Below are 26144 nucleotides of genomic sequence, written 5' to 3'. Positions count from 1 at the left end.
TCTGCCCGAAACCGGGTGGCTAATGCGGTGCATCAGCCACCCTGCCCGGACGTCATTTATCGCGGTTGCCCGCGGCGTCGGAGACGATGTCGATGCGCCACCCGGTCAGCTTGGCCGCCAGGCGGGCGTTCTGGCCTTCCTTGCCGATGGCCAGGGACAGCTGGTAGTCGGGGACCACCACCCGGGCGGAGCGCGTGGCTTCATCCGTGATCGTGACCGAATTCACGCGCGACGGCGAAAGGGCGCTGGCGATGAACGTGGCCGGGTTCTCGCTGAAGTCGACGATGTCGATCTTTTCGTCGTTCAGCTCGGTCATGACGGCGCGGACGCGGGAGCCCATTTCACCGATGCAGGCACCCTTGGCGTTGATTCCCGGGGTGTTCGCCTTGACGGCGATCTTGGTGCGGTGCCCGGCTTCGCGGGCCAGCGCCACGATTTCCACGGAGTGGTCGGCGATCTCGGGTACTTCGAGTTCGAAGAGCTTCCGGACCAGGCCCGGGTGGGACCGTGACAGCGTGACGGACGGGCCCTTGGTGCCGCGGTGTACATCGATGACCAGGGCGCGCAGCCGGTTGCCGTGGATGTACTTTTCACCGGGAACCTGCTCGGGCGGCGGCAGGAGAGCCTCGATCGAACCCAGGTTGACCTGGATCATGTGCGGGTTGTTGCCCTGCTGGATGGTGCCGGACACCAGCTCGCCTTCGCGGCCCTTGAATTCGCCCAGGACGTTGTCGTCCTCAACGTCGCGGAGGCGCTGCAGGATGATCTGCCGTGCGGTGCTGGCGGCGATGCGGCCGAACCCCTCCGGGGTGTGCTCGAATTCGCCGATGGGAGCCCCGTCGTCGTCAATTTCGACAGCCCAAATGGTGACGTGGCCGCTCTTGCGGTCCAGTTCGGCGCGTGCTTTTTCGAAGGCGCCGGGTGACTTGTGGTAGGCCACCAGGAGCGCCTGCTCGATGGTGGGGATCAGGAGGTCCAGCGGGATTTCACGCTCACGCTCCAAAAGTCTCAGTGCGCTCATGTCAATATCCATCAGGCCTCCTCAGAAGGTCCATTGTGTTCAGGTTCCAGACCGTCCTCCGGGAGGTGGCTGAATTCGATCTCGACTTTTCCGTTACGGATCCTGTCGAAAGGAAGTTTTACTGGGTCACCCTGCCGTGGCTTCATGCCTTTCTTGACGAGCACCTCGGGGATAAGCGTCACTCCCCGGCCGTCCACGGCGTGGATGCGGCCGGTGACGTTTTCGCCCTGGACGACGTTGACCTTGACCATCCGGCCGCGGGCGCGGTGCCAGTGCCGGGGTTCGGTCAGGGGACGTCCGACGCCGGGTGAGGACACCTCGAGGTCGTAGGGCCGGCCGTCGTCGTTTGGGTCGTTGTCCAGCACGTCAGAGAGCACCCGGGAGATGTCGGCAATGACGTCAAGGCTGACCCCGCCGGTCTCCTCCTGCGGCAGGTCCACCACAACGTGGACCACCCGGTGGGAGCCGGGGATGATGGCAACATCCTCAAGGTACAGTCGGTTGGCCTGGACTGCGGGTTCCAGGAGGGCCCTGAGCCTGGCAGCTTCAGGATTGTGGGCCGGCGCGGATCCGCTTCCCGTACCGGTATGGTCTGGTGAAGCCGTGGCTTCTGCATTGCTCACGATGCCGGCCGCCCTCCCTATAGATGATGTGGTGTTTACTAGCGTAGCTATTTTACCGGTCCAGTGGTGCACCGGGGTGCCCCCTCAGCGTGACACCATTGTCTGTTGTGAAAGCCCGCCGCCAGGACACCGACCCCCGCATGCGCCCGATCCGATTTGCCGTCTTTGCCCTTGCTGCCCTGGTTGTCCTGAGCCTCGGTTTCGCCCTGATTCCCGCGGAAAAACCCGCCCCTGCCGAGCCTCCGTTTTCCGAGCGGGCCCGGGCGGCAGCGCTCAGTGCGGCCCTCGATCTGCGGGCCGCCGGAATGGAGCTCGCTTCCGCCGGCGCCGCGGATTCCACCGCTGTGGACCCTGTTGTGACCTTGCTGACCATCCAGGCCAGGGCGTTGAGGTCCCCGGGCGCGGCCTCCATGACCGGTTCCGCCACCGGGCCCGCGGCCGGGTCCCCCCAGGCCTCGCCGCAGGCAAGCCCGTCAGCAGCTTCCACCGCCGGTCCTCGAAACGCCGCGGAGCTGGTCCAGGCCCTGGCCACCAGCGGGGCCACCCGGCTCAGGGACGCTGAAACGGCCGACGGGGGGATGGCACGGCTCCTCGCGGGCGCCGGCACCGCGCAGCTCATCGCGGCCGGGCGTCTTGCCGCTGCCACCGGGGTCCCCGCGCCGCAGGGAACCCCAGGACCGGACGCCGAGGAGCCGGGGACACCAGCAGCCGCTTCTCCGTGCCCCTCGCCTTCGGTCCCGGCCACATCGTCCCCGGCCGCTTCAGGCCCGTCCGCCTCAGCCCCGTCCGCGAAGGACAGCGCGGCGCCCGCCACTCCCCCAGGCACGCGCCAGGCCCTGGCCGCTGCCGTTTCCGCCGAGCAGCAGGCCGTCTACGGCTACCAGGCGGCGCTCCCCCGCCTCGCTCCCGCGGAGGCCGGTCCGGCGTCGGAATTCCTGGGCGCGCACAAGGAGCTGGCTTCGGCCGCGGCGGAACGTCTCCGGGCGGCCTGCGGCGGCCCCGTGCCGCAACAGCCCGGATACGTCCTCGATCCGGGCTTCCTGGCTGCCCCGGCGGCCGGGTTGGGCAAACTTGAAGCGGCAACGCTGTCCTCGTATGGCGACGCTGTGGCCGTCTCGCAGGGCCAGGACCGGATATGGGCCCTGGCAGCCCTTCGCTCCGCCGCAAGCCGTGCCTTGCGCTGGGGAGCAGACCCCGGGCCTGTGCCGGGCCTGACCCTGGACATCGGGCAACTGCCTGCCCTTCCCGCCGGGGCCGGCCGTCCCACCGGGACCGGACTGGCGCCGTCGCCCGCTGCATCCTGAACCCCGTGGCGAAGGGGCCGCCTTTCCCACCCTGGATCCGCTCTCGAAGGAAGGCCTTGTGGAGGGTGGCATTGGGCTGGCGGGGGTGGTTTGCTGAAGGGATGAACGCGGACGAACCGGCCGATGCCCCGGGGACCAATGCAGCCGGCCCGGATCTGAACCGCCACCTGGAGACGGAACCGCACGGCGACGACACGGCGCACCGGCTGAACTGGCTACGCGCCGGTGTCCTGGGCGCCAACGACGGCATCGTCTCCGTTGCCGCCATCGTCGTGGGCGTGGCCGGGGCCACCGCCGAGCTGGGCCCCATCCTCACGGCGGGCGTAGCCGGGGTGGTGGGCGGTGCGGTGTCCATGGCGCTGGGCGAATATGTTTCCGTCAGCAGCCAAAGCGACAGCCAGCGGGCCCTGATCGAGAAGGAGCGCCGCGAGCTGGCGGAAGATCCGGAAGCGGAACTGGCCGAGCTGACCGCCATCTACCAGGCCAAGGGCCTCACCCCGGAAACTGCGGCCAAGGTCGCCGGCGAGCTTACGGCCCACGATGTCCTGGCAGCGCACCTGTCCGCCGAGCTCAACATCGACGAAGCGGACATCGTCAGCCCCTGGCACGCGGCTTTCGCCTCAGCCATTGCCTTCACCATTGGCGCCATCCTGCCCATGCTGGCCATCCTGCTGCCACCGCCGGGGATCCGGGTCCCGCTGACGTTCGTATCGGTGCTGGTGGCCCTGGCGCTGACAGGTGCACTCGGTGCCTGGATTGGCGGCAGCTCGAAAACCAGGGCCGCTGTCCGCGTGGTGGTGGGCGGGGCCCTGGCACTCGCGGCAACGTTCGTGATCGGCAACCTGCTCGGGGCCTCCGGTGTTGTCTGATCCCGTGGTGCCCGGCGCCTTGTCACCGGACCGCTTGCCATCTCCCGTTCCCGTTCCCCCGGACCTCGCTTCCCGCTATGCCCGCAGCAGTGCGGGACGGGCCTGGCTGGACAGTCTTCCGGGCCTGCTGGCGGACCGCCTGGAGCAGTGGCACCTGGAGGTTGACCTGGCCCCGGGCTGCTTTCCCTGGAGCGGCCACGGTGGCCTGGTCGTCCCGGTACGGCAGGATGACGGCTCGCCGGCAGCCCTCAAAATCGCTTTTCCCCATGATGAGGCGACGGTGGAGCGGCATGCGCTGGCGCTCTGGGGCGGCCGCGGCGCCGTTCTGCTGATGGCCTCGGACAGTGGATCCTGTGCCATGCTCCTGGAACGCCTCGACGCCGGCCGGTCGCTGGCGGACCTGCCGCTGGAGGAGGCAGCGCAGGTGTGGGGCGGATTGGTGCGCCAGCTGGGACTCGTCCCGGACCACCGCCCGGAATGGCAGGAGTTCACCCACATAGCTGCCCGGGCCGAACAATGGAGCGATGACCTGCCCGCGGACTGGGAACAGCTGGGACGGCCGTTTCCCCGGTGGCTGTTGGAAGCGGCGCTGGAGGTGTGCCAGACCCGCGGCGCGGTGGGACGCCGGTCCGCCCGGGATCTCCTGGTCCACACGGACCTGCATTTCCTGAACATCCTGGCCCGGCCGGGAACAGCGGGGGCAACCCCGGCCGGCTATGCGGCGATCGACCCCCAGCCCATGATCGGTGAGCCGGAGTTCGCGGTTGCACCGCTGCTCTGGAACCGCCTGGGAGACCTGCCCGCCGCCCGGCCCGGTCCAGCGCTCCTCAGCCGCTGCCACGACTTCAGCACCGCCGCCGGCCTGGACCCTGCCGCGGCGCGGGAATGGGGCATCGCCAGGGAGGTGGAAAACGCGCTGTGGTACGCCGGGAAGGGGCACCGGGGCGACCTGGCGCGGTCGCTTTGGGTAGCCAGCACCCTCGCCGGAAACACTTTGGAGGACCTGCCGCATCCCCATTCGCTGCCGGAACCTGGACAGGGCGGATAGGGTCCGCCCTGCTGCCGGAAGGCGCGCACCGGCGCTGGATGGTCAGGAGTTCCGCACCGCGGCCAGGGCTGACCTTACAGCGTCCACTGCCGTGGCCACATCCTCCCCCGCCGTGTGCCAGTTGCTCACCGAAACCCGGAGGATGTCACGGTCCCGCCAGTGCGAACCGGACATCCACACCTTTCCCTCCTCGATGATGCGGGCGGTGACTGCGCGGGTGGTCTCGTCATCCCCGAATGCCAGGCACACCTGGGTGTAGCCGACGTCATTGAGTACCTCCACCCCGTCCAGGGCGGCCACCCCCTCCGCGATGGCCGTTGCTGCCGCGGTCAGGCCGCCCACCTGGGCGGCCACCCCGTCGCGGCCAAGGCTTTTCAGGGCCGCCCAGACCGGAACTCCCCGTGCGCGCCGGGACAGCTCGGGGACCTTTTCGAAAGGGTCGCCCGGGCCTTCGGCGTCATGCACCAGGTAGCTGGCATGCAGGCCCATCGCAGCCCGCAGCGCCGACGGGTCCCGGACGATGGCGATTCCGCAGTCGTAGGGCACGTTCAGGGTCTTGTGGGCGTCCGTGCCCCACGAATCCGCCTCTTCAAACCCCCGGGTGAGATGCCGCAGTTCCGGCACAGCGGCAGCCCACAGGCCGAAGGCACCATCGACGTGGACCCACGCGCCGTGTTTGCGTGCGACGGCGATGGCCTCGGCAAAGGGGTCAAAGGCACCCGAGTGCAGGTTGCCGGCCTGGAGGCACACCAAAGCGGGTCCGGCGCCATCAGCAAGGGCCACATCGAGCGCTGCAGGGACAAGGCGGCCCTGGCCGTCGGCGTCGACCTCCCTTGGCTTACCAAGGCCCAGGTAGCGCAGGCCAAGGTCCACGGTGTCGTGCCGTTCCCGTCCCACGAAGCAGCGGATCCGGGGTGCACCGGAGAGGCCGTCCCGGTCCAGGTCCCAGCCGGCGTCCGCGAGCAACCGCCACCGGGCAGCGGCCATTCCGGTGAAGTTCGCCATGGTGGCGCCGGTGACGAAGCCGACGTCGGCCCCCTGCGGCAGCCCCAGCAGCTCCAGCACCCACTGACCGGCGGCTTCCTCGATGGCTGCCGTCGCCGGAGTCGCGTAGCGGAGACCGGCGTTCTGGTCCCAGGCACTGACCAGCCAGTCGGAGGCCAGGGCAGCGGGCAGCGTGCCGCCGATGACCCAGCCGAAGAACCGGCCGGAGGGCATGGCCATCAGCCCGGGCTCGGCCTGCGTGGCCAGGAAATCGATCACCTCAGCAGCGGGCATGCCCGCTGCGGGCAGCGGCCCGCCAAACACGCCGGCAAGATCAGAGGCATGCAGGCGGGGTCCTACAGGGCGGTTCCGGAGGCTGGCCAGCCAGGCCTGCGAATGCCCTGCTGCGGCCGCCAACGCCGCGGCATACCCGTCGTCGCCGTGTACCATACCTGCATGCTACGCCGGGCAGGCCCGCGTCACGAGGACCAGTTTCCGGGACGGGATCAGGCGAAGTTTTCCTGCCAGACGTCGTAACCGAGCTTGACGATCAAGGCCCCGACAACCACCAGGAAGACCACCCGGACAAACTTGCTGCCCTGCTGCACCGCGGTCCGGGCGCCCAGGTAGCCTCCGGCCATGTTGGCTGCTCCGAGCAGCAGCCCGATGCCCCACAGGATGGAGCCGTGCGGCAGGAAGAACAGCAGCGCCCCGGCGTTGGTGGCCATGTTCACGATCTTGGCCTTGGCGCTCGCTTCCAGGAATGCATACCCCATGGCGGACACCAGGGCGATGACCAGGAAAGACCCCGTCCCGGGGCCGATGAGACCGTCATAGAACCCAATCACCGCACCGATGAGGCAGGCGACCACATAGTGCCGGTGGCCTTCGTGCCGCAGTGCCGTCAGCTCGCCGACGCTGGGCTTGAGGGCGGTGAAAAGCGCGACGGCGACCAGCGCCACCACGATGATGGGCTTGAAGACCCCGGCCGGCAGGGTGGCCGCCAGGCTCGCTCCGCCGAAGCTGCCCGCGAGGGCTATGACGGCCATGGGGACCGCCGTCCGAAGGTCCGGCCCCACTCTCCGGTAGTAGGTGGCGGCGCTGGTGGCGGTCCCGAAGATGGAGCCCATCTTGTTGGTGGCCAGCGCCTGGACGGGCGCAATGCCGGGAACCAGCAGCAGTGCGGGAAGCTGGATAAGGCCTCCGCCGCCCACCACCGCGTCAACCCAGCCGGCTGCGAATCCAGCCACCACGATCAGGATGATGGTGGTGAGCTGGATCGACTCGAAGCCGGAGATCACTGGTTGCGGACGGCGTTGACCACGTAGTCGACGGCCTTGTCCACCTCGATGTTCTCGGCTTCACCGCTGCGGCGGTCCTTGATCTCCACCACGCCGTCCACCAGCCCGCGGCCCACGGCGAGGATGGTGGGAACGCCCACCAGCTCCGCGTCGCCGAACTTCACTCCGGGCGAGACTTTGGGACGGTCGTCGTAGATGACCGACAGGCCTGCTGCTTCGAGATCCGCCGAGAGTTTCTCCGCTGCCTGGAAGATCTCCTCGCCGCGGCCCACGGCCACCACATGCACGTCGGCGGGTGCCACGGTGCGGGGCCAGACCAGCCCACGGTCGTCATGGTTGGCCTCAGCCAGCGCGGCCACGGCACGGGTGACGCCGACGCCGTAGGAACCCATGGTGACCACTACCTGCTTGCCGTTCTGGTCCAGCACCTTGAGGTCCAGGGCTTCGGCGTACTTGCGGCCCAGCTGGAAGATGTGGCCCATTTCGATGCCGCGGGCGGTCTCCAGGGGGCCGGAGCCGTCCGGCGAAGGATCGCCGGCGCGGACTTCGGTGCACTCAATCACGCCGTCCCAGGTAAAGTCGCGGCCCGCGACCAAACCGAAGACGTGCTTGCCGGCCTCGTTGGCACCGGTGATCCAGGCGGTGCCGCTGACCACGCGCGGGTCCACCAGGTAGAGGAGCTTTGTGGCGCTCTCGGCGCCGAGGAGGGCGTGGTCCAGGGAAAGGCCCGGGCCCAGGTAGCCCTTGACGATCAGCGGCTGCTTCTTCAGGTCCTCCTCGCCGGCCTGCTCGAGTCCGATCTCGCCCGCAATGGGCAGGAAGGCGCCGATGTTTGCTTCGACGCGCTTGAGGTCCACCGCGCGGTCGCCGGGAACACCGATGACCACCAGCTGCCGCTCACCGGTGGGCAGCGTGACGGCGAGGACCACGTTCTTGAGCGTGTCAGCGGCAGTCCAGGCGCCGCCGTCGGCCTCTGCCCGCGGGGCAATCTGGTTGGACGCGGCAACCAGGGTCTCGATGGTGGGCGTGTCCGGGGTGTCCAGGACTTGCGCGGCCGGGGCATTGGTGAAGTCGATCGGCTCGGGGACCACCGTGGTGACAGCCTCCACGTTGGCCGCGTAGCCGCCTGCGGAGCGGACGAAGGTGTCCTCGCCGATCTCGGTGGGGAATAGGAATTCCTCGCTCTTGGATCCGCCCATGGCGCCGGCAGTGGCCGCTACAGGCACAACTTCGAGTCCGAGGCGGTCGAAGATCTTCAGGTAGGCGGCGCGGTGCGCTGCGTAGCTGGCATCCAGTCCGGCGTCGTCCACGTCGAAGGAGTAGGAATCCTTCATGATGAACTCACGGCCGCGGAGGAGCCCTGCCCGGGGGCGTGCTTCGTCGCGGTACTTGTTCTGGATCTGGTAAAGGCTCAGCGGCAGGTCCTTGTAGGACGAGTACAGGTCCTTGACCAGGAGGGTGAACATTTCCTCGTGCGTGGGGGCCAGCAGGTAGTCGGCGCCCTTGCGGTCCTGCAGCCGGAACAGGCCCTCGCCGTATTCGGTCCAGCGGTTGGTGGCCTCATATGGTTCCCGGGGCAGCAGGGCCGGGAAGTGGACTTCCTGGGCGCCGATGGCCGTCATTTCCTCGCGGATGATTTCCTCGACCTTGCGCAGGACGCTCAGCCCCAGCGGCAGCCAGGTGTAGATGCCGGGGGCGGCACGGCGGATGTAGCCGGCGCGGACCAGGAGCTTGTGGCTGGCGACCTCGGCGTCGACGGGGTCTTCGCGCAGCGTGCGCAGGAAAAGCTGGGACAGTCGTAGGACCACGGGTGGTATCCGTTTCTGGGGAAGTGCTGGGTCAGCAGGGCCGGACAAATTCGTCTGGGTACTAATCTACCGGCACTCAACCTACGGGACCGACTGGCGGTGGCGGGAGCGCCTGGGACCACCCCCGGACACAGTAGAGCCACGCCCGGGAATACAAAGCCCCTGGCCCCCCAATAGGGCTGGTCATCGCATCCGGGCGTGGCTCAACGCCGTTATCGCCTGAGTACTGGTGAGGACTGGTGAGACCGCCCACCCCACTTCCAGCGCAGCTAGATCGAACTTATGTGATCGTGCACACGTTTGACAAGTGTTTTTATTTTTGGGAATCCGTTTGCCGCCGGTTGCTGCTTCCGTTGCCGATTGTTACTTCACCAGGGCGGCCGCGGAGTCAAGGAGCGCACCTGCCCGCCGGACGGCGTCGGCCTCGCTTGCGCCGCCGGACGCAAGCGAGGTGAGCACCACGCCCTGGTGGACCAGTTGCGCCGTAATGGTGGACTGGGTGCGGCCGTCCGGCAGGGCACTGTCCGTGCGGTAGGCGACCGCACCGGGCTGCGTGCCGGCGTCCACCGGCGTGATGGTGACCGAGATGTCCATGCCGGAGGCAGTCATGGTCATTGAGGAGCACTTCGCCAGCTGCTCCGATGGGTCGGCAACCTTGCTGAGGAAACTTTGGTCCAGGCCGGCAACCAGTGACAGGGCGGTGACAGCGCCTGTGGACGCATCGTTGCTCATGCCCACGGCCATGGCCGCTCCGTCGACCGAAGGCACGGCGCTTGCCGCAGCCAGCGCCTTGCACTCCTCCGGCTTGACGTCGATGGAAGCGAGCATCGCCTTCGTCTGCTCCAGCGTGGTGTTGATATCGGCACTGGGCAGGACGGAGAGCCTCCGGTCGGCCGCGTCCCGCACCTGGCCCACAATGGTGGCCAGTTCTTCAGCCGTATATGCCTTCGCCGTCGGGCTTGGCGTTGGAGTCGCCGTGGGGGTGGGGGCGGCGGCCGTGGTGCCGGAGCCCGCGGACGGTGCGGGAGAGGACTCTGCGGCCTGCGGCCCGGGTCCCCCACACGCAGAAACTGCTGCGGCCAAGAGGACTGAAGCCCCGAAAGTTCCCAGCACCGATGTCTTCACTTTTCCCCCAATATTCTGCTTGGAACCGGCGACCGCCGGCTAGAAGAGAACTGTAGCGAAGGTGCCCACCTGGCGGAAGCCGACGCGTTCATAGGTGGATCTTGCCCTGGTGTTGAATCCGTTGACGTAGAGGCTGGTCACCGGTGCTATCTGCTGGGCCTTTTCCACGACTGCCGACATGTAGCCGGCACTTAACCCCTGGCCGCGGAAGACCGGGTTCATCCAGACCCCCTGGACCTGGGTGACATCGTCCGTCACCGCCCCCAGCTCGGCTTTGAACACCACCTCCCCTGCGTCATTGAGGTGGACCATGGAATGACCCTGCCTGATGAGGCCCTCGACGCGGCGGCTGTAAAACTCCCTGCCGCCAAGGTAGGGCGAGTAGCCCACCTCCTCCTCGAACATGGCGGCGCAGGCCGGAAGGATGCGGTCGAAGTCGGCCAGGTTCCCCAGGGTCAGGCCGGGATCGGGCTGCACCAGGGGCGGCCCCTCGATGACCATCAGTGGCTGGTCGGCCCGGACCTCGTGGGCACGGTGGCCGAGCTCCGCCAGTTCGGCATAAAGCGCCAGCACCGCGTCTGCCGGACCGAAGGCAGACGCATACCGGCGCCCGGAGCTGTTGGCGGCCTCGGCCACCAGGGGGGCCAGGGCGGGATCGAGCTGGACCGGAACCAGGTTGGCTCCGGCCCAGCACGCGCCTGCAAGGATGCCGTCGTCGAAAACGCCGATGACCCCGGCACCGCCGCTGGTGGGCGCGGCCGTCCCCGTGGCACGAAGGTGCGCCAGGATGAACACGTTGGTCACCGGGTCCTGCCCGGCGAGCGATTTCAGCGCGGGGGTGTCCTGGCCGTCGAGGGTACGGACAGAAAGCCCCGCGGGGTCTGCCGCGTCCTTACGAGACGCTAACCACGGGGCTACCTTTGACAGCATCTTCGCCATCGGCCTCCCCCATCTCTTCCGCGATACGCATAGCCTCTTCGATCAGTGTCTCAACAATTGCGCTCTCGGGAACAGTCTTGATGACCTCGCCCTTCACGAAGATCTGGCCCTTGCCGTTGCCGGAGGCAACACCAAGGTCAGCCTCGCGGGCCTCACCGGGGCCGTTGACGACGCATCCCATGACTGCCACGCGCAGCGGGATCTCCATCCCTTCCAGCCCGGCCGTGACCTGTTCTGCCAGAGTGTACACGTCAACCTGGGCACGGCCGCAGGAAGGGCAGGACACGATTTCAAGCTTGCGCGGGCGCAGGTTCAGCGACTGGAGGATCTGGTTGCCCACCTTGATCTCCTCCACCGGCGGCGCGGAGAGGGACACGCGGATGGTGTCGCCGATGCCGCGGGAGAGGAGCGCCCCGAAGGCCGTGGCGGACTTGATGGTGCCCTGGAAGGCGGGGCCGGCTTCGGTGACGCCCAGGTGCAGGGGCCAGTCGCCTTTTTCCGCGAGCATCTCGTAGGCGGCCACCATGATCACGGGGTCGTTGTGCTTCACGGAGATCTTGAAGTCGTGGAAGCCGTGTTCTTCGAAGAGCGAGGCTTCCCAGACCGCTGATTCAACCAGCGCTTCGGGGGTGGCCTTGCCGTACTTCTTGAGGATGCCCGGCTCCAGGGAGCCCGCGTTGACCCCGATGCGGATGGAGGTGCCGTGGTCCTTGGCGGCGGCGGCGATCTCCTTGACCTGGTCATCGAACTTGCGGATGTTTCCGGGGTTCACGCGCACTGCCGCACAGCCTGCCTCGATGGCTGCGAAGACGTACTTGGGCTGGAAGTGGATGTCCGCGATGACCGGGATCTGCGACTTCCGGGCGATGATGGGCAGTGCCTCGGCATCGTCGGCGGACGGGCAGGCCACGCGGACGATGTCGCAGCCGGACGCGGTGAGCTCGGCGATTTGCTGCAGGGTGGCGTTGATATCCGTGGTGGGCGTGGTGGTCATGGACTGCACGCTGATGGGGAAATCAGATCCTACGCCTACCGAGCCGACTTTGATCTGGCGCGTCTTGCGGCGGGGGGCAAGGACGGGCGGTGGTGCTGACGGCATTCCCAGGCTGACCGAGGTCACGTGGACTCCTTGAGTTGAAAGGGTAAAAAAGCGGCTACGCGGCAATCCCGGCCAGCATGCCGGTCACCGGAGACCATTCCGTGATGCGGGTTCCGGCGATCACACCGGCTTCAGCGAAAGGGTCCTGCTTGAGGATCGAGTTGAGGGCGCCTTCATCTGACGCCTTGAAGATCAGCAGGGCACCTGCGCCGTCGCCGTAGGGGCCGCTGGCCACGATGACGCTGTCCTGTGCCAGGCCGCCTGTCCATTCCCGGTGCGCGGGGCGGACCTCATTGCGGGTTTCGGTGGAGTTGGCGGCATAAACGTACTCAACGGCAAAAACTGTCATACCGCTACCCTATCGCCATGGCCACCCTGGTACCGTCCCAATCCCCAATGCCGGAGGATGTGCCGGGCGGGGTGGGCGGCGCGCACGAGGCTGCGGTCAGTGCAGGAAGAGGACTTTGACCGCGGCAGCGGTGCCGGCGGCCCAGAGCATGGAAGTAAGGGTCCCGATGATGAAACGCTCAGCGGCAACCGGCGTCTCCTTCAGCTCGGCGAACCTGCCCAGGCCCTTGATGGCAACGATGTAGGCGATGGCCACGGGCTGGCCTGTGAGGATTGCCAGGCACACACCCAGCCGCTCCAGCACGCCGATGATGGCCCCGCCGCGCAGGATGCGCTGGCTGGGTGCGGGCGGTCCCGCTGCGGCGGCGTTCGACGCCGGCCGGCCGGGAGGGGCGGTCAGCTCGCTGTCCACTGCCTGGTTGCCTGCGCCGCCGGCTGCGTCATGAGCCGGGCCTGCGCCAGGAAGCGGGTCTGCGGCCGCCGCCGTTATTGTGCCTCCGCGCGGCCCCGGGGATGCGGGGGAAGGGTCATCGACGGTGACGTCGGCCGACGGGTCCTCTTCCGCCGACCGGGCTTCCTCCGCGGCCTTGGCGGCATCTGCCTTGTCGTCGATGGTCCGGGCGAGCTTGAACACCAGCGCAGTGACCGGCCAGCCGGCAAAGCCCGCCACCACCAAGGCCACTGCCACCCACAGTGCGGTCACGTGTCTCCTTCAATCCGGTCCGCTTCAACGTCAAGCCGGTCCGCCGGCTTTTGCCGCGCAGGCACATGCTGCTGCACGGTCATAGGCTGCTGCGCAGGGACATCCTTTTCGGCCTGGCCAACCCGGGAGTCGGCAAAACCAAGAAGCATGGACGCGGCGGGCCTGGCCGCCCATTCTTCCTGCCACCCGGAGCGAAGCACGGTACGGCTCACCGACTGCTCCGAAATTCCGAGTTCAAGCGCCACGTGCTTCTGGCTTCCGTGCCGGCCCTGGCCCTGGCCCCGTCCACCCAGGCGGCGCAGGGCGTCCACCACCCGCCACTGGGCTTCCGTGCGGTCCTGGACAAGCCGGCCCAGCAGCCTGAGCACCGCCTCCGCATTGGCACAGGCCTGCACCCCCTCCCCTGCAGCGACCCCCTTGGCCGCTTCCCCTGCCATGATGCCGGGCACCACCGACAACGGCACCTGGGAACCTGCGCCCTTGGCAAGCTCAACAGCCTTCCGCGCGGCAACAAAGGCCGTTCCAGTTCCTTCCCGGGGGCTGGCATGGGGCGGCAGGACTACGGTCCCAACACCAATCCCGACGTACCAGTGGCCGCCGCGGAGCGCGTGCAGGGCTATCTCCACCACGGCGGAGGCGTCCCGTACCACCCCCTGGACTTCATCCCCTACGGAACGCTCGAAGACCGGCTGTTCCCCGCCGGGCAGCTCAAGGCCGGCAAGCTCGTCGAGCAGGGCCGGTACACGGTCCTGGTCACCGGTGCTTCCGCGCTGATCGATGGTCATGACGAACATCTCTCAACCATAGGCGGTTGAGACCAATCAATCAATCAGATTTGGTTTATTTTTGAAAGTCAACCGATGTGGGGTGACTATCCGAACAGGTTGACCGGCTTGACGATATCCGCGTAGATCAACAACGCGCTCATGCCCATCAACAGTGCGGCGACCACGTACGTGACGGGAAGCAGTTTGGCGATGTCGAAGGCCCCGGGATCCGGCCGCCCGCGGAGCTTTGCCACCCGGCGCCGGACGCCCTCATACAGGGCGCCCGCAACGTGGCCGCCGTCCAGCGGGAGGAGCGGGACCAGGTTGAACACCGCAAGTGCGAAGTTCAGGCCGGCCAGCAAGCCAACCAGGGTTGCCACCCGGGACTGCATCGGCACGGCCTCCATGGCAGCCACCTCGCCCGCAACCCTGCCCACGCCAACCACGCTGATGGGCCCGTTGGGGTCGCGCGGCTCTTCGCTGAACGCAGCCTTGGCCACGCCCACCACGCGGGCCGGCAGGTTGAAGACAACACCGGCCACCTGGCGGATGTTCTCCCCCGCCATGGGCAGGACGGACGACGCCGGCTGGGGCACCAGCGCCGTCTGCGCGCCGATGCCAAGGAATCCGACGTTCTGGTACTGGAGGTTGCCGGCGGCGTCGGTGGCCTGGCGGCCGTCGGTTCCCACGACCGGTCGGGCCGACAGGACGGGGGTCACGGTGGTGGATACCGGGTTGCCGTCCCGCTGCACCGTAATGGCCACTTCCTTGCCGGCGGAAGCGCGGATCCATTCCGTCAACTGGTCCCACCTGGTGACGGGTTTGCCGTCGAAGGAGGTGATGGTGTCATTGGGCTTCAGGCCGGCCGCGGCGGCGGGCGTCAGCTGGCAGTCGGCAGAATCGGGGTCGACGGTCTGCCCTGCGGCCACCTGGCACTTGGACACGTCGGAAATGGTGGTGGTGGCCGTCGCAACACCGAAGCCCATCAGCAGCACGGCGGTGAGCAGCACGCCAAGGATCATGTTCATGGCCGGGCCGCCCAGCATCACGATGACTTTCTTCCAGACCGGCAGGCGGTAGAAGACCCGGTTTTCGTCGCCGGGCCCCACTTCCTCGTGGGCCATGGAACGGGCCTCGGTGGCCAGCGTCTGGAACATGCCGGTGCTCGAAGGCCGGACCGAGCCGTCCTCCTTGTTCGGCGGATACATGCCGATCATGGAGACGTAGCCGCCCAGCGGCACGGCCTTCACGCCGTACTCGGTTTCGCCCTTCCGGCGCGACCACAGTGTGGGGCCGAACCCGATCATGTACTTGGTGACGCGGACCTTGAAGAGCTTGGCGGGAACCAGGTGGCCCACTTCGTGGAGCGCAATGGACACGGCGATGCCAAGGGCGACGAAGACGACGCCGAGGATGAAAAGTAGGACAGGGGTCATGGAGGTGCTGCTGCTTCCTAGAGACTGCTGACTGCTAAACGTTCGTGGGCCCGGGCGCGTGCCCAGCTTTCAGCATCCAGCACGGATTCAACCGTCAGCCCGGAGGAACCTGAGTGTTCGCTGAGCACACTGTCCACAGTGTCGACGATGTCGGTGAACCGGATCCGGCCGGCATGGAACGCCGTGACCGCTTCCTCGTTGGCCGCATTGAAGACAGCAGGGTAGGTGCTCCCCTGCTTCGCGGCGTCCTTGGCCAGTCCGACGGCGGGGAAGGCGTCTGTGTCCAGAGGTTCGAAGGTCCAGGTGGCGGCCTGGGTCCAGTCGCACGGGACGGCGGCGTTGGGCACGCGGGCCGGCCAGCCGAGCCCCAGGGCAATTGGCAGGCGCATGTCCGGCGGGGAAGCCTGGGCGATGGTGGAGCCGTCGACGAACTGGACCATGGAATGGACCACGGACTGGGGGTGCACGACGACGTCGATCCGGTCCAGGGGAATGTCGAACAGCAGGTGCGCCTCGATGACTTCCAGGCCCTTGTTCACCAGGGTGGCCGAGTTGGTGGTGACCATGACGCCCATGTCCCAGGTGGGATGGGCCAGGGCCTCCCTGGGGGTGACGGAGTGGAGCTCCTGGCGGCTACTGCCCCGGAACGGTCCCCCTGAAGCTGTGAGGATGAGCTTGTCCACCTCACCGGCAGCGCCGGAGCGCAGGCACTGGGCGATGGCGGAGTGCTCCGAATCGACGGGGACGATCTGGCCTTCGCGGGCTGCGGCCTTGACCAGGCTGCCGCCCACGATCAGGGACTCTTTGTTGGCAAGGGCAAGGGTGGCCCCGGACTTGAGGGCCGCGAGCGTGGGTGCCAAGCCGATGGATCCGGTGATGCCGTTAAGCACCACGTCCGCCTCAATCGCGGCAATGCGGGCGGACGCGTCCGGGCCGGCCACGATCTCCGGCCGGTACCCCGGGCGGCCGGCTGCAGCGGCGGCGTCGCTGATCAGCGACGCCAGCCGGGCAGGATCCCCGCCGGCAATCCCCACCGCAGCGGCGCCGGTGTGGACCGCCTGCCGGGCCAGGAGCTCCAGGTTGCCGCCCCCGGCACTGAGCGCCACCACCTCGAACAGGTGCGGGGCGCCGTCGACGACGTCAATCGCCTGGGTGCCGATGGAACCGGTGGATCCGAGGAGGACGATTCTGCGTGGCTGCATGGGTTAAGTATCCCGCACCCGTCCGGGCCCCTTTGACGCCCCCGGCCGTGCTGCGCCCCGCCTGATGGTGCACCTTGACCCCCGCGTGACCGGGCGTAACGTGGAATCCGTGGACTGGCTGTGGTGGTTTGACGCGCCGGAATACGGGTTCGCCCGGCAGGTGCTGCAACGGGGTGTGGCGGCGCTGTATTTTGTTGCGTTCCTGTCCACGATGAACCAGTTCCCCGCCCTGCTCGGCGAGCGCGGCCTCCTCCCGGTGCCCGCGTTCCTTTCCACGTTCTCCCGTTTTCGGCGGCCCACGCTGTTCCGCTGGCGGTACTCGGACGGGCTGCTGCGCGGAGTCTGCGCCGCAGGGCTGGTGGTGTCGGCGCTGCTGGTGGCCGGAATCCCGCAGCTGGGACCGCCTTGGGTGCCGCTGATTGCGTTCCTGGCCCTGTGGCTGCTGTACATGTCCATCGTGAACGTGGGCCAGACCTTCTACGGGTTCGGCTGGGAAATGCTGCTCCTGGAGGCGGGCTTCACCGTTGGCTTCCTGGGCTCCAACCAGACGGAGCCGCCCCGGACCATCCTGATCCTGATTGTGTGGTTGGTGTTCCGGCTGGAATTCGGCGCTGGGATGATCAAGATCCGCGGCGGCAGGGAGTGGCGCGACCTGACCGCCCTGTACTACCACCACGAAACACAGCCCATGCCAGGGCCGTTGAGCCGGCAGGCCCACCTGCTGCCCAAGCCGCTGCACCGGATCGAGGTGGTGGGCAACCACATCGCCCAGCTGGTGGTGCCGTTCCTGCTGTTCGCACCCCAGCCGGTGGCAAGCGTCGCGGCGGGAGTGGTCGTGGTGACCCAGCTGTGGCTGGTGGCCAGCGGCAACTTCGCCTGGCTGAACTGGATGGCCCTTGTGCTGGCGTTCGCGGCGGTCAGCGACCCCGTGGCGCACGCCGTGATCCCCGCCATCCCCGCGGACTGGAATGCCGCCACGGGCACCCGGCCGGAAACCCCGCTTTGGTGGCTGGCCATCACCCTGGCGGCCTCCCTCCTGTTGCTGGCGCTGAGCTACTGGCCGCTGCGGAACCTTTTCTCCCGCCGGCAGCTGATGAATGCCAGCTTCAACCGGTGGCAGCTGGTCAATGCCTACGGTGCGTTCGGCACGGTGACCAAACAGCGCATCGAGATCGTGGTGGAGGGCACGCTGGATGAGGACCCCGATGACAGCTCGGACTGGCGCGAGTACGGCTTCAAGGGCAAGCCCGGTGATGTGCGCCGCATTCCGCGGCAGTGGGCCCCGTACCACCTGCGGCTGGACTGGCTGATGTGGTTCCTGCCGCTGCGGACCGTGCACGAGGAATGGTTCTATGCGTTCCTGGGCAAGCTGCTGGCGGCGGACCGGCACATGCTGCGGCTGCTGCGAAAGGACCCGTTCGACGGCGCCGCGCCACGCTGGGTGCGCGTGCGCAGCTTCCATTACCGCTTCGCCAGCCGGAAGGAGTTCCGGGAAACAGGGAACCGCTGGGTGCGGACGCTGCTGTATGAGCCGATCCCGGCCACGTCCCTGCGGCGGCCGGAGGGACGGCAACGGTAGTTATGCCTCCACGGCGGCGCGGCGGACGATCTCCTGGGCGTGCTTGAGGATGGGGCCGTCGATCATTTTGCCCTGGTACTTGAAGACCCCGGAGCCCGCCGACGCGGCAGCGTCCAGCAGGGCAGTGGCTGCGGCCACCTCATCGTCCGAGGGCGCATAGGCCTTCCGGACCACGGCGGCCTGGCTGGGATGGATGCAGGCCTTGGAGCTGAAGCCGGAGGCCACGGCGTCGGCCGCCTCGGCGGCGAGCCCGTCGAGGTCCGGGATGTTGGTGTACACGGCGTCCACTGCTTCCTTGCCGTGGGCCCGCGCTGCCAGGAGCACTGACGAGCGGGCGTGCAGGGCCACTGCCCGGTAGCCGCCGTCGTCCTTCCGGCTGGACGTACCGCCCAGGCTGGCCAGCAGGTCCTCGGCACCCCACATCAGGCCCACCACGTTCGGCGCCGCGGCGATGGCCGGGGCATTGAGGACGCCCACCGCTGTTTCGCACAGCGCAATCACTTGGTAGCCCTCCAGCGCCTTGAGCTGTTCGGCCGATTCTGCCTTGGCCAGCATCACGGTGCGGTAGGGCGTGTGGGCCAGGCAGTGCAGGTCCTTTTCGAAGTCCTCCGTGCCGACCGGATTGACCCTGACAATGGTGCAGCTGGGCTCAAGCTCGGGCTCCACGCCGGTGGTGCCCAGTTGGGCCAGAATGGCACCGCGGGCCCGCTGCTTGTCCGCCGGCGCCACCGCGTCTTCGAGGTCCAGGATGACGGCGTCCGCGCGGGCGGCGGCCTTTTGGTAGCGCTCGGGACGGTCGGCGGGGCAGAAGAGCAGGGCGGGGCCCATCACAAAGGTCATAAGGCTATTCTCCGACGTTTTGGCTGCTCTGCGCGCTCTGATGCGCCTCCCGGGTCCACATCAGGCAGCTGCGGGTGGCGCGTGCCACCACGGCGCCGTCCTGGTTGCGGCCGGTGTGCTCCATGGTAACGATGCCCTGGCCCGGGCGTGAGGCCGAAAGCCTCCTGCCGGTGATGACCGTCTCCGTGTACAGCGTGTCCCCGTGGTACAGCGGGTGAGGGAAGGACACGTCGGTCAGGCCCAGCTGGGCGATGATGGTCCCCTGGGTCAGCTGGGTGACGGACTGGCCCACCATGGTGGCCAGGGTGAACATGGAGTTCATCAGCCGTTGCCCAAAGGGCTGGCCGGCGCTCCAGGCGGCGTCCAGGTGCAGCGCCTGGGTGTTCATGGTCAGGGTGCTGAAGAGGACGTTGTCCGTCTCCGTCACCGTCCTGCCCGGACGGTGCGCATACACCAGGCCGTCCTCGAGTTCGTCGAAGTACAGCCCGCGCTGCTCGATGACCCGCCGGCCGCCGTCGACCGCGTGGTTGCCGTCTATGGCGTTACCGTCTGTTGGGTTGCTGCCGGTCATACGGTGAGTTCCCTGTCTTCCTCGAACAGGTCCGCGCCGGTGGCGGCCACCACATCTTCGACGGAGACGTTGGGGGCCAGTTCGCTCAGGACCAGCCGTGATCCGCTGCCGTCCCGGACCACATCGATGACGGCCAGGTCCGTGATGATCCGGTCCACGCAGCCCTTTCCGGTCAGCGGGAGCGAGCATTCCCGGACGATCTTGGGGTTGCCGTTGCGGTCGACGTGCTCCATCATCACGATCACACGCTTGGCCCCGAACACCAGGTCCATGGCCCCGCCCATGCCCTTGACCATCTTTCCCGGGACCATCCAGTTGGCCAGGTCCCCGTTGGCGGCCACCTCCATGGCGCCGAGCACGGCCACGTCAACGTGGCCGCCGCGGATCATGCCAAAGGACGTGGCCGAGTCGAAAAACGCCGCTCCCCTGTTCACGGTCACGGTCTCCTTGCCGGCGTTGATCAGGTCGGGATCGATGGCGTCCTCTGTTGGGTAGGGTCCGACGCCGAGGATCCCGTTCTCGGAGTGCAGCACCACTTCCACGCCCGCCGGGATGTAGTTGGGGATCAGGGTGGGCATGCCGATGCCCAGGTTCACGTACTGGCCGTTGCGGAGTTCCTTGGCCACGCGTGCGGCAAGTTCGTTGCGCGTCCAGCCTTTGGTCTCCGCCGCCGGTGTGGAATCACCGGGCCCGGCATGCTGCTGGGAACCGGCCCGCCGGTATTCCGCGCGTACGGCTTCGGGCCGGGGCGCTTCGGGGCTGTTGGGATCCATGGTCATGCTCCTGCCTGGTTGAGTGCCACCGTCCGCTTTTCGATCCGCTTCTCCCCGTCCTGCGCCAGGACCACCCGCTGGACGAAGATCCCGGGCGTGTGGATGTGCTCCGGGTCCAGTTCGCCGGGCTCCACGAGTTCCTCCACCTCGGCGATGGTGATGCGCCCTGCCATGGCGCACAGCGGGTTGAAGTTCATGGCGGTGGCGTGGAAGACCAGGTTGCCGTGCCGGTCGCCCTTCCACGCGTGCACCAGCCCGAAGTCAGGGGTAAGTGACTCTTCCAGGACGTAGTCCACTCCCCCGAAGGAGCGCACTTCCTTCGGAGCGGAGGCAACCGCGATCCCGCCGTTGGCGTCGTACTTCTGCGGCAGGCCGCCGTCGGACACCTGCGTGCCAACCCCCGCCTTGGTGTAGAACGCCGGGATCCCGGCCCCGCCGGCCCGCAGTTTTTCAGCCAGCGTGCCCTGCGGGGTGAGCACCACCTCGAGCTCGCCGGCCAGGTACTGGCGGGCGAACTCCTTGTTCTCGCCAACGTAGGAGCTGATGGTGCGGCGGATGCGGCCGTCACGGAGCAGGATGCCGAGCCCCCAGTCGTCCACGCCGCAGTTGTTGCTGACGGTTTCCAGCCCCGAGGTGCCGGCCCGGTGGAGGGCGTCGATCAGGGCCACCGGAATTCCGCAGAGCCCGAATCCGCCCACTGCCAGCGACGCGCCGTCGGGAATGTCCGCAACGGCTTGGTCTGCACTGGCAACAACCTTGTCAATCATCATTGATCCTTTCGGGCCGGCTAGAGTCCCAGTTCGCGGGCGATCAGCATCAGCTGGACCTCCGTGGTGCCCTCCCCCACTTCAAGGATCTTGGAGTCGCGGTAGTGGCGTGCCACGGTGAACTCGTTGATGAAGCCATAGCCGCCGAATACCTGGGTGGCATCCCGCGCATTGTCCATGGCCGCCTCGCCTGCGACCATCTTAGCGATGGCCGCCTGGGTCTTGAACGGCTTGCCGGCCAGCATCCGGGCGGCCGCGTCGTAGTAGGCCAGGCGCGCCGTGTGCGCCCGCGCTTCCATCCGGGCGATCTTGAAGGAAATGGCCTGGTACTTGCCGATTTCGTGGCCGAACGCCCGGCGCTCGCGGGCGTATTTGACGGACAGGTCAACGCAGCCCTGCGCGGCACCGGTAGCCAGTGCGGCGATGGCGATCCGGCCCTCGTCCAGGATGGACAGGAAGTTGGCGTAACCGCGCCCCTCGGTCCCCAGCAGGTTCTCCTCCGGCACCCGGACGTCCTTCAAGGTGAGGGGGTGGGTGTCCGAGGCGTTCCAGCCCACCTTGTTGTAGGGCTTTTCCGCCTTGAAGCCGGGCGTGTCGGTGGGTACCAGGATGGTGGAAATGTCCTTCTTGATGCTGCCGTCGGAGCGTTCCTGCTGCCCGGTGACCGCCGTGACGGTGACCAGCCGGGTGATGTCGGTTCCGGAGTTGGTGATGAACTCCTTGTTGCCGTTGATGACCCACTGGCCGTCCTCGCGCCGGGCGTGGGTCTTGGTGCCGCCGGCGTCGGAGCCGGCCTCGGGTTCGGTGAGTCCGAATCCGGCGAGCGCCTGGCCCGAAGCCAGCATGGGCAGCCATTCCTGCCTCTGCGCGTCCGTGCCGAACCGGTACACCGGCATGGCTCCCAGGGAGACGCCCGCTTCGAGCGTGATGGCGACGGACTGGTCCACCCGGCCCAGCTGCTCCAGTGCGAGCGCCAGGGCAAAGTAGTCCCCACCCATGCCGCCGTACTCCTCAGGGAACGGCAGCCCGAACAGGCCCATCTCCGCCATCTGCTTCACCACTTCATAGGGGAAGCTGTGCTCTTCGTCGTGCTTGGCGGAGACCGGGGCCACCACGTTGTCCGCGAAGTCGCGAACCGTGTCGCTGAGGTCCTGGTATTCCTCGGTAAGTTCAAAACCGGTCATGGTCAGGCTCCTTCGCCTTGCTGTGTGTCTGTGTCTGTATCTGTGTCGGTGTCCGTGGAAGCACCTTCCGCACCGGTGGGATGCGGGTGGATGGTGGCCAGGATCTGATCCGCCTTCACAAGGTCACCGGTGCGGGCGGTCAGGTGGACCGTTCCTGCCAGGGGGGCCACCAGGTGGTGCTCCATCTTCATGGCCTCCACCGATACCAGGACCTCCCCGGCCTGGACCGGGTCTCCGTCGCTGACCGGGACGGCCACAACCGTTCCCGGCATCGGCGAGCGCACCTCGGGGTCGGCTGCACCTTCCTGGCGCTGTACGGCTGCCAGTACCCGTTCCAGCCGCGCTTCACGGGTCAGGAGTTCCAGCCGGCAGGACCAGCCGCCGTTGCCGAGGAAGAGCTGGAGCGGCTGCCCGGGCGATACGGCCACCTGGTACTCCCGTGCAGCCCCGCCAAGGGTAAGGACTCCGCCGCCGTCCTCCGCCAGGCGCAGCGCCGCGGCCTGCCGGGCGCCGCCGTCAACAGCAACCACGGCAGTGTCGGTTCCGGTGGGACTTCCGCTGACCTGCACTGTTGCCACACCCCCGTCGGGCGTTCCCAGGCTGATCCGGCGCGGCGCGGGCGCACCCAGGCGCCACCCGCTGCGGGCCTGCCACGGTCCGCCGGCCGGAGCGGGGTGGTCCTGCGCCTCCCGGGAGAGGGCATACAGGGCGGCGGCCACCAGTTCGGGGGCGCCGACGCGCCGGAATTCCAGCGCCTGCTGCTTCCGTTCGATCAGCCCGGTGTCCAGGCGCCCGGCGCGGACATCGGAATCGTTGACCAGGAGCCGCAGGTACTCGACGTTGGTCTCAATGCCCAGCGCCGTGTAGCCGGCCAGCGCCGCGTCGAGGGATTCCAAGGCCTCACCGCGGTCCCTGCCCCAGGCGATCACCTTCGAGATCATGGGGTCGTAATTAGCGGAGAGCTCCAAGCCCTCCACCAGGGATGAATCCACCCGCACGCGGTTGTCCGTTGCGTGCGGCAGTTCGTCCAGCTGGAGCACCGTCCCGGTGGACGGGAGGAAGTTCTTCTCCGGCACCTCGGCGTAGACCCGTGCCTCCACCGCATGGCCGGAAAGGCTGACGTCAGCCTGCCGGACGGTCAGCGGCTCACCGGCGGCGATCCGCACCTGCCATTCCACCAGGTCGATTCCGGTGACCATCTCCGTGACCGGGTGCTCCACCTGCAGCCGGGTGTTCATCTCCATGAAGAAGAACTCATCCGGCGCGTTGTCCGAGACCAGGAACTCCACGGTTCCGGCCCCGGTGTAGTTCACGCTGCGGGCGGCGTTGCAGGCGGCCTCGCCGATCCGCGCGCGGACCTCGGGACCGTTGGGGAGGCTTTCCAGCAGGGGCGAAGGGGCTTCCTCGATGACTTTCTGGTGCCGCCGCTGCAGGGAACATTCGCGTTCGCCGAGGTGGATGACGTTGCCGTGGCCGTCCGCCAGCACCTGCACCTCGATATGCCGCGGTGTGGTCACCAGTCGCTCCAGGAACAGGGTGTCCTCCCCGAAGGCGGCTGCGGCAACACGCCGTGCGGTGGCCAGGGCGGCGGGCAGGTCCGCCGGCTTTTCGACGACGTGCATGCCTTTGCCGCCCCCGCCGGCAGAGGGCTTGATCAGGAGGGGATAGCCGACGGCGGCAGCAGCGTCCACCAGTTCGCTGTCCGTCATGCCGGGCCTGGCAATGCCGGGGACCACTGGCACGCCATACCCTGCCACATGGTTCTTGGCGCGGATCTTGTCGCCCATGACGTTCAGGGCTTCCACGCCGGGACCGATGAAGGCAATGCCGGCTTTTTCGAGGGCACGGGCGAAGTCCGCATTTTCGCTCAGGAAGCCGTAACCGGGGTGGACCGCGTCAGCGCCTGACTGCCGGCACGCCGCCAGGATGGCGTCGATGCTGAGGTAGCTTTCGGTTGCCGCGGCAGGGCCAATGCGCACGGCAGTGTCAGCCTCGCGCACGTGGCGGGCGCCGGCGTCGGCATCGCTGTAGACCGCGACCGACCGGATTCCCAGGAGCCGCAGCGTGCGGATGACGCGGCACGCAATTTCACCACGGTTGGCCACCAGGACGGCGCTGAAGAGGGGCCCGGTGCCGGCTTCTCCGGCCTGGGCGCCGGTAGGGCCTTGGTGCATGGCGGTATTGGTCTGCATGGTCATTGCTGGCTCACATCCGGAAGAGGCCGAAGGAGGTCTCCGGCAAGGGGGTGCGGGAGACGACATCAAGCGCCAGGCCCAGGACGGTGCGCGTATCGGCGGGGTCGATGACACCGTCGTCCCACAGCCGGGCGGTGGAGTAGTAGGGACTGCCCTGGTCCTCGTACTGCCGGCGGATGGGCGCTTTGAAGGCTTCCTCGTCCTCGGCCGCCCATTCCTCCCCCGCCGCTTCGTACTGGTCCCGCTTCACGGTGGCCAGCACGCCGGCCGCCTGGTTTCCGCCCATGACCGAGATCCGGGCAGCAGGCCACATCCACAGGAACCGCGGCGAGTATGCACGGCCGCACATGGAGTAGTTGCCGGCGCCAAAGGAGCCGCCGATGACCACTGTCAGCTTGGGGACGCGGGCAGTGGCAACGGCGGTCACCATCTTGGCCCCGTTTTTGGCAATGCCGCCCTGCTCGGCGTCCCTGCCCACCATGAAGCCGGAGATGTTCTGCAGGAACAGCAGCGGAATGCCGCGCTGGTCGCACAGCTCAATGAAATGCGCGCCCTTGAGCGATGACTCGCTGAACAGCACGCCGTTGTTGGCCACGATGCCTACGGGGTGTCCATCGATCCGGGCGAATCCCGTGACCAAGGTGGTGCCGTAGTCCTTTTTGAACTCGTGGAATTTACTGCCATCCACCAGGCGCGCAATGACCTCATGGACGTCGTAGGGTGCGTTGACGTCCGTGGGCACGGCGCCGTAGAGGCCTTCCGGGTCCACGGCCGGTTCGACGACGGGTTCCACCTGCCAGGCCGGCGCGGCAGGAGGCGGCAGGGTGGCCACGATGTCCCTGATGATCTGGAGGGCATGTTCGTCGTTTTCGGCCAGGTGGTCCGTCACTCCGGAAACCCGCGAGTGCACCTCGCCGCCGCCCAGTTCCTCCGCGGTGACGATTTCCCCGATGGCTGCCTTTACCAGCGGCGGGCCGCCCAGGAAGATGGTGCCCTGGTTCCGGACAATGACGGTCTCGTCACTCATGGCGGGGACGTAGGCTCCGCCGGCCGTGCAGGAGCCCATGACGGCGGCGAGCTGCGGAATCTTGGCTGCCGAGAGCCGTGCCTGGTTGTAGAAGATCCGGCCGAAGTGCTCCTTGTCCGGGAACACCTCGTCCTGCTTGGGCAGGAAGGCGCCGCCCGAGTCGACCAGGTAGATGCAGGGCAGCCGGTTTTCCAGCGCGACCTCCTGGGCGCGGAGGTGCTTCTTCACCGTCATGGGGTAATAGGTTCCGCCCTTGACCGTTGCGTCGTTGGAGATAACCAGGACCTGGCGGCCGTGCACCAGGCCGATTCCGGCGATGACTCCTGCGCCGGGTGCGTCGTCACCGTACATCCCGTTGGCCGCAAGGGGCGCAATTTCCAGGAAGGGGCTGCCGTCATCCAGCAGTTGGTCGATCCGGTCCCGCGGCAGCAGCTTGCCCCGGGCCACATGGCGGTCCCGCGACTTTTGGGGCCCGCCCAGTGCGGCATCCGCCAGCTTCTTCCGCAGCTCCCCGGCAAGCGAGAGCTGCTCGTCCCGGTTGGCGCGGAAGGACTCGCTTGCTGGGTCGAGCCGGGTGGCCAGGGTCTCCATCGACGTTCCGTCCTTGTGTGGGTCCGGGCGGCCGCCAGGC

24 protein-coding genes are annotated in these 26144 nt (G+C 67.8%); 4 read left to right on the top strand and 20 right to left on the bottom strand.

The window, feature by feature from the left end; all coding sequences use genetic code 11:
- Positions 1-52 precede the first annotated feature (52 nt).
- Entirely contained in the window at positions 53-1033 is a 981-nt protein-coding gene (nusA, locus tag VIK36_RS07630; protein WP_159632360.1) for a transcription termination factor NusA, read from the bottom strand.
- Positions 1033-1644 carry a ribosome maturation factor RimP gene (rimP, locus tag VIK36_RS07625; protein ID WP_324644681.1) on the bottom strand — a complete coding sequence of 204 codons (612 nt, stop codon included), beginning with the start codon at positions 1642-1644 and terminating at the stop codon, positions 1033-1035. Before rimP ends, nusA begins: the two co-directional genes overlap by 1 nt.
- Before the next feature lie 107 nt (positions 1645-1751).
- Here rimP and VIK36_RS07620 point away from each other — a divergent pair, with 107 nt between their 5' ends.
- The 3 genes from VIK36_RS07620 (at position 1752) to VIK36_RS07610 (ending at position 4865) form a co-directional block, all read left to right on the top strand.
- On the top strand, positions 1752-2948 hold the full coding sequence (locus tag VIK36_RS07620) for a DUF4439 domain-containing protein (RefSeq protein WP_324645249.1): 1197 nt from the start codon (positions 1752-1754) through the stop codon (positions 2946-2948).
- 101 nt (positions 2949-3049) lie between these two features.
- Positions 3050-3817, top strand: coding sequence for a VIT family protein (locus VIK36_RS07615; RefSeq protein ID WP_324644680.1), 768 nt, complete (start codon positions 3050-3052; stop codon positions 3815-3817).
- Positions 3810-4865 carry an aminoglycoside phosphotransferase family protein gene (locus VIK36_RS07610; RefSeq protein WP_255175556.1) on the top strand — a complete coding sequence of 352 codons (1056 nt, stop codon included), beginning with the start codon at positions 3810-3812 and terminating at the stop codon, positions 4863-4865. Before VIK36_RS07615 ends, VIK36_RS07610 begins: the two co-directional genes overlap by 8 nt.
- A gap of 42 nt (positions 4866-4907) precedes the next feature.
- On the opposite strand, the gene VIK36_RS07605 is transcribed toward VIK36_RS07610, so the two are convergent.
- The 11 genes from VIK36_RS07605 to dxr form a co-directional block, all read right to left on the bottom strand.
- Positions 4908-6299, bottom strand: a complete 1392-nt coding sequence (locus VIK36_RS07605; protein WP_324644679.1) for a pyridoxal phosphate-dependent decarboxylase family protein — start codon at positions 6297-6299, stop codon at positions 4908-4910.
- Between the two features lie 56 nt (positions 6300-6355).
- Complete coding sequence (locus tag VIK36_RS07600) at positions 6356-7150, bottom strand: sulfite exporter TauE/SafE family protein (RefSeq protein ID WP_324644678.1); 795 nt, start codon at positions 7148-7150, stop codon at positions 6356-6358.
- The gene (locus VIK36_RS07595; RefSeq protein ID WP_324644677.1) at positions 7147-8958 is read right to left on the bottom strand and encodes a proline--tRNA ligase; all 1812 of its coding nucleotides are present in this window, start codon (positions 8956-8958) and stop codon (positions 7147-7149) included. The genes VIK36_RS07600 and VIK36_RS07595 overlap by 4 nt, the downstream gene beginning before the upstream one ends.
- 363 nt (positions 8959-9321) lie before the next feature.
- Entirely contained in the window at positions 9322-10083 is a 762-nt protein-coding gene (locus tag VIK36_RS07590; protein WP_324644676.1) for a hypothetical protein, read from the bottom strand.
- A 39-nt stretch (positions 10084-10122) separates the two neighbouring features.
- A complete protein-coding gene (locus VIK36_RS07585; protein WP_324645248.1) occupies positions 10123-11013 on the bottom strand; it encodes a GNAT family N-acetyltransferase in 891 nt (296 codons plus the stop codon).
- Positions 10976-12142 carry a flavodoxin-dependent (E)-4-hydroxy-3-methylbut-2-enyl-diphosphate synthase gene (ispG, locus tag VIK36_RS07580; protein WP_018771945.1) on the bottom strand — a complete coding sequence of 389 codons (1167 nt, stop codon included), beginning with the start codon at positions 12140-12142 and terminating at the stop codon, positions 10976-10978. Before ispG ends, VIK36_RS07585 begins: the two co-directional genes overlap by 38 nt.
- A gap of 34 nt (positions 12143-12176) precedes the next feature.
- A complete protein-coding gene (locus VIK36_RS07575; RefSeq protein WP_224025578.1) occupies positions 12177-12470 on the bottom strand; it encodes a YciI family protein in 294 nt (97 codons plus the stop codon).
- A gap of 96 nt (positions 12471-12566) precedes the next feature.
- Positions 12567-13172 (bottom strand): hypothetical protein, encoded by a 606-nt coding sequence (locus tag VIK36_RS07570; protein WP_324644675.1) that lies wholly within the window; start codon positions 13170-13172, stop codon positions 12567-12569.
- The gene (locus VIK36_RS07565; RefSeq protein ID WP_420716258.1) at positions 13169-13957 is read right to left on the bottom strand and encodes a MarR family transcriptional regulator; all 789 of its coding nucleotides are present in this window, start codon (positions 13955-13957) and stop codon (positions 13169-13171) included. Before VIK36_RS07565 ends, VIK36_RS07570 begins: the two co-directional genes overlap by 4 nt.
- Before the next feature lie 86 nt (positions 13958-14043).
- Positions 14044-15375, bottom strand: coding sequence for a site-2 protease family protein (locus VIK36_RS07560; RefSeq protein ID WP_324644673.1), 1332 nt, complete (start codon positions 15373-15375; stop codon positions 14044-14046).
- 17 nt (positions 15376-15392) lie between these two features.
- Complete coding sequence (dxr, locus tag VIK36_RS07555) at positions 15393-16577, bottom strand: 1-deoxy-D-xylulose-5-phosphate reductoisomerase (protein ID WP_324644672.1); 1185 nt, start codon at positions 16575-16577, stop codon at positions 15393-15395.
- A gap of 109 nt (positions 16578-16686) precedes the next feature.
- Here dxr and VIK36_RS07550 point away from each other — a divergent pair, with 109 nt between their 5' ends.
- Positions 16687-18156, top strand: coding sequence for a lipase maturation factor family protein (locus VIK36_RS07550; RefSeq protein ID WP_324645247.1), 1470 nt, complete (start codon positions 16687-16689; stop codon positions 18154-18156).
- On the opposite strand, the gene VIK36_RS07545 is transcribed toward VIK36_RS07550, so the two are convergent.
- Genes VIK36_RS07545 through VIK36_RS07515 form a run of 7 tightly spaced genes read right to left on the bottom strand, consistent with a single transcriptional unit; the run spans position 18157 to position 26104 of the window.
- On the bottom strand, positions 18157-18996 hold the full coding sequence (locus VIK36_RS07545) for an HpcH/HpaI aldolase/citrate lyase family protein (RefSeq protein WP_255175014.1): 840 nt from the start codon (positions 18994-18996) through the stop codon (positions 18157-18159).
- Between the two features lie 4 nt (positions 18997-19000).
- Entirely contained in the window at positions 19001-19567 is a 567-nt protein-coding gene (locus VIK36_RS07540; RefSeq protein WP_324644671.1) for a MaoC family dehydratase, read from the bottom strand.
- Positions 19564-20346, bottom strand: coding sequence for a CoA transferase subunit B (locus tag VIK36_RS07535; RefSeq protein WP_420716257.1), 783 nt, complete (start codon positions 20344-20346; stop codon positions 19564-19566). The genes VIK36_RS07540 and VIK36_RS07535 overlap by 4 nt, the downstream gene beginning before the upstream one ends.
- Entirely contained in the window at positions 20343-21107 is a 765-nt protein-coding gene (locus tag VIK36_RS07530; RefSeq protein ID WP_224027299.1) for a CoA transferase subunit A, read from the bottom strand. Before VIK36_RS07530 ends, VIK36_RS07535 begins: the two co-directional genes overlap by 4 nt.
- A 20-nt stretch (positions 21108-21127) precedes the next feature.
- A complete protein-coding gene (locus tag VIK36_RS07525; RefSeq protein WP_255175011.1) occupies positions 21128-22291 on the bottom strand; it encodes an acyl-CoA dehydrogenase family protein in 1164 nt (387 codons plus the stop codon).
- 2 nt (positions 22292-22293) lie between these two features.
- Positions 22294-24489: a biotin carboxylase N-terminal domain-containing protein gene (locus VIK36_RS07520; protein WP_420716256.1), complete on the bottom strand. Its 2196-nt coding sequence runs from the start codon at positions 24487-24489 to the stop codon at positions 22294-22296.
- 7 nt (positions 24490-24496) lie between these two features.
- Positions 24497-26104: a carboxyl transferase domain-containing protein gene (locus tag VIK36_RS07515; protein WP_324644669.1), complete on the bottom strand. Its 1608-nt coding sequence runs from the start codon at positions 26102-26104 to the stop codon at positions 24497-24499.
- Positions 26105-26144 lie beyond the last annotated feature (40 nt).

Source organism: Pseudarthrobacter sp. LT1 (assembly GCF_035621795.1).
Classification (GTDB): domain Bacteria; phylum Actinomycetota; class Actinomycetes; order Actinomycetales; family Micrococcaceae; genus Arthrobacter.
The sequence above is the reverse complement of the archived record's forward strand: the minus strand, read 5'-3'. Positions and strand labels throughout refer to the sequence as shown.

Excerpts from the sequence above, each read along its gene's own strand:
- nusA (WP_159632360.1), bottom strand. The coding sequence starts at position 1,033 with ATGGATATTGACATGAGCGCACTGAGACTTTTGGAGCGTGAGCGTGAA.
- VIK36_RS07615 (WP_324644680.1), top strand. The coding sequence starts at position 3,050 with ATGAACGCGGACGAACCGGCCGATGCCCCGGGGACCAATGCAGCCGGC.
- VIK36_RS07605 (WP_324644679.1), bottom strand. The coding sequence starts at position 6,299 with ATGGTACACGGCGACGACGGGTATGCCGCGGCGTTGGCGGCCGCAGCA.
- VIK36_RS07585 (WP_324645248.1), bottom strand. The coding sequence starts at position 11,013 with ATGCTGTCAAAGGTAGCCCCGTGGTTAGCGTCTCGTAAGGACGCGGCA.
- VIK36_RS07575 (WP_224025578.1), bottom strand. The coding sequence starts at position 12,470 with ATGACAGTTTTTGCCGTTGAGTACGTTTATGCCGCCAACTCCACCGAA.
- VIK36_RS07565 (WP_420716258.1), bottom strand. The coding sequence starts at position 13,957 with ATGACCATCGATCAGCGCGGAAGCACCGGTGACCAGGACCGTGTACCG.
- VIK36_RS07560 (WP_324644673.1), bottom strand. The coding sequence starts at position 15,375 with ATGACCCCTGTCCTACTTTTCATCCTCGGCGTCGTCTTCGTCGCCCTT.
- dxr (WP_324644672.1), bottom strand. The coding sequence starts at position 16,577 with ATGCAGCCACGCAGAATCGTCCTCCTCGGATCCACCGGTTCCATCGGC.
- VIK36_RS07545 (WP_255175014.1), bottom strand. The coding sequence starts at position 18,996 with ATGACCTTTGTGATGGGCCCCGCCCTGCTCTTCTGCCCCGCCGACCGT.
- VIK36_RS07540 (WP_324644671.1), bottom strand. The coding sequence starts at position 19,567 with ATGACCGGCAGCAACCCAACAGACGGTAACGCCATAGACGGCAACCAC.
- VIK36_RS07535 (WP_420716257.1), bottom strand. The coding sequence starts at position 20,346 with ATGACCATGGATCCCAACAGCCCCGAAGCGCCCCGGCCCGAAGCCGTA.
- VIK36_RS07530 (WP_224027299.1), bottom strand. The coding sequence starts at position 21,107 with ATGATTGACAAGGTTGTTGCCAGTGCAGACCAAGCCGTTGCGGACATT.
- VIK36_RS07525 (WP_255175011.1), bottom strand. The coding sequence starts at position 22,291 with ATGACCGGTTTTGAACTTACCGAGGAATACCAGGACCTCAGCGACACG.
- VIK36_RS07520 (WP_420716256.1), bottom strand. The coding sequence starts at position 24,489 with ATGACCATGCAGACCAATACCGCCATGCACCAAGGCCCTACCGGCGCC.
- VIK36_RS07515 (WP_324644669.1), bottom strand. The coding sequence starts at position 26,104 with ATGGAGACCCTGGCCACCCGGCTCGACCCAGCAAGCGAGTCCTTCCGC.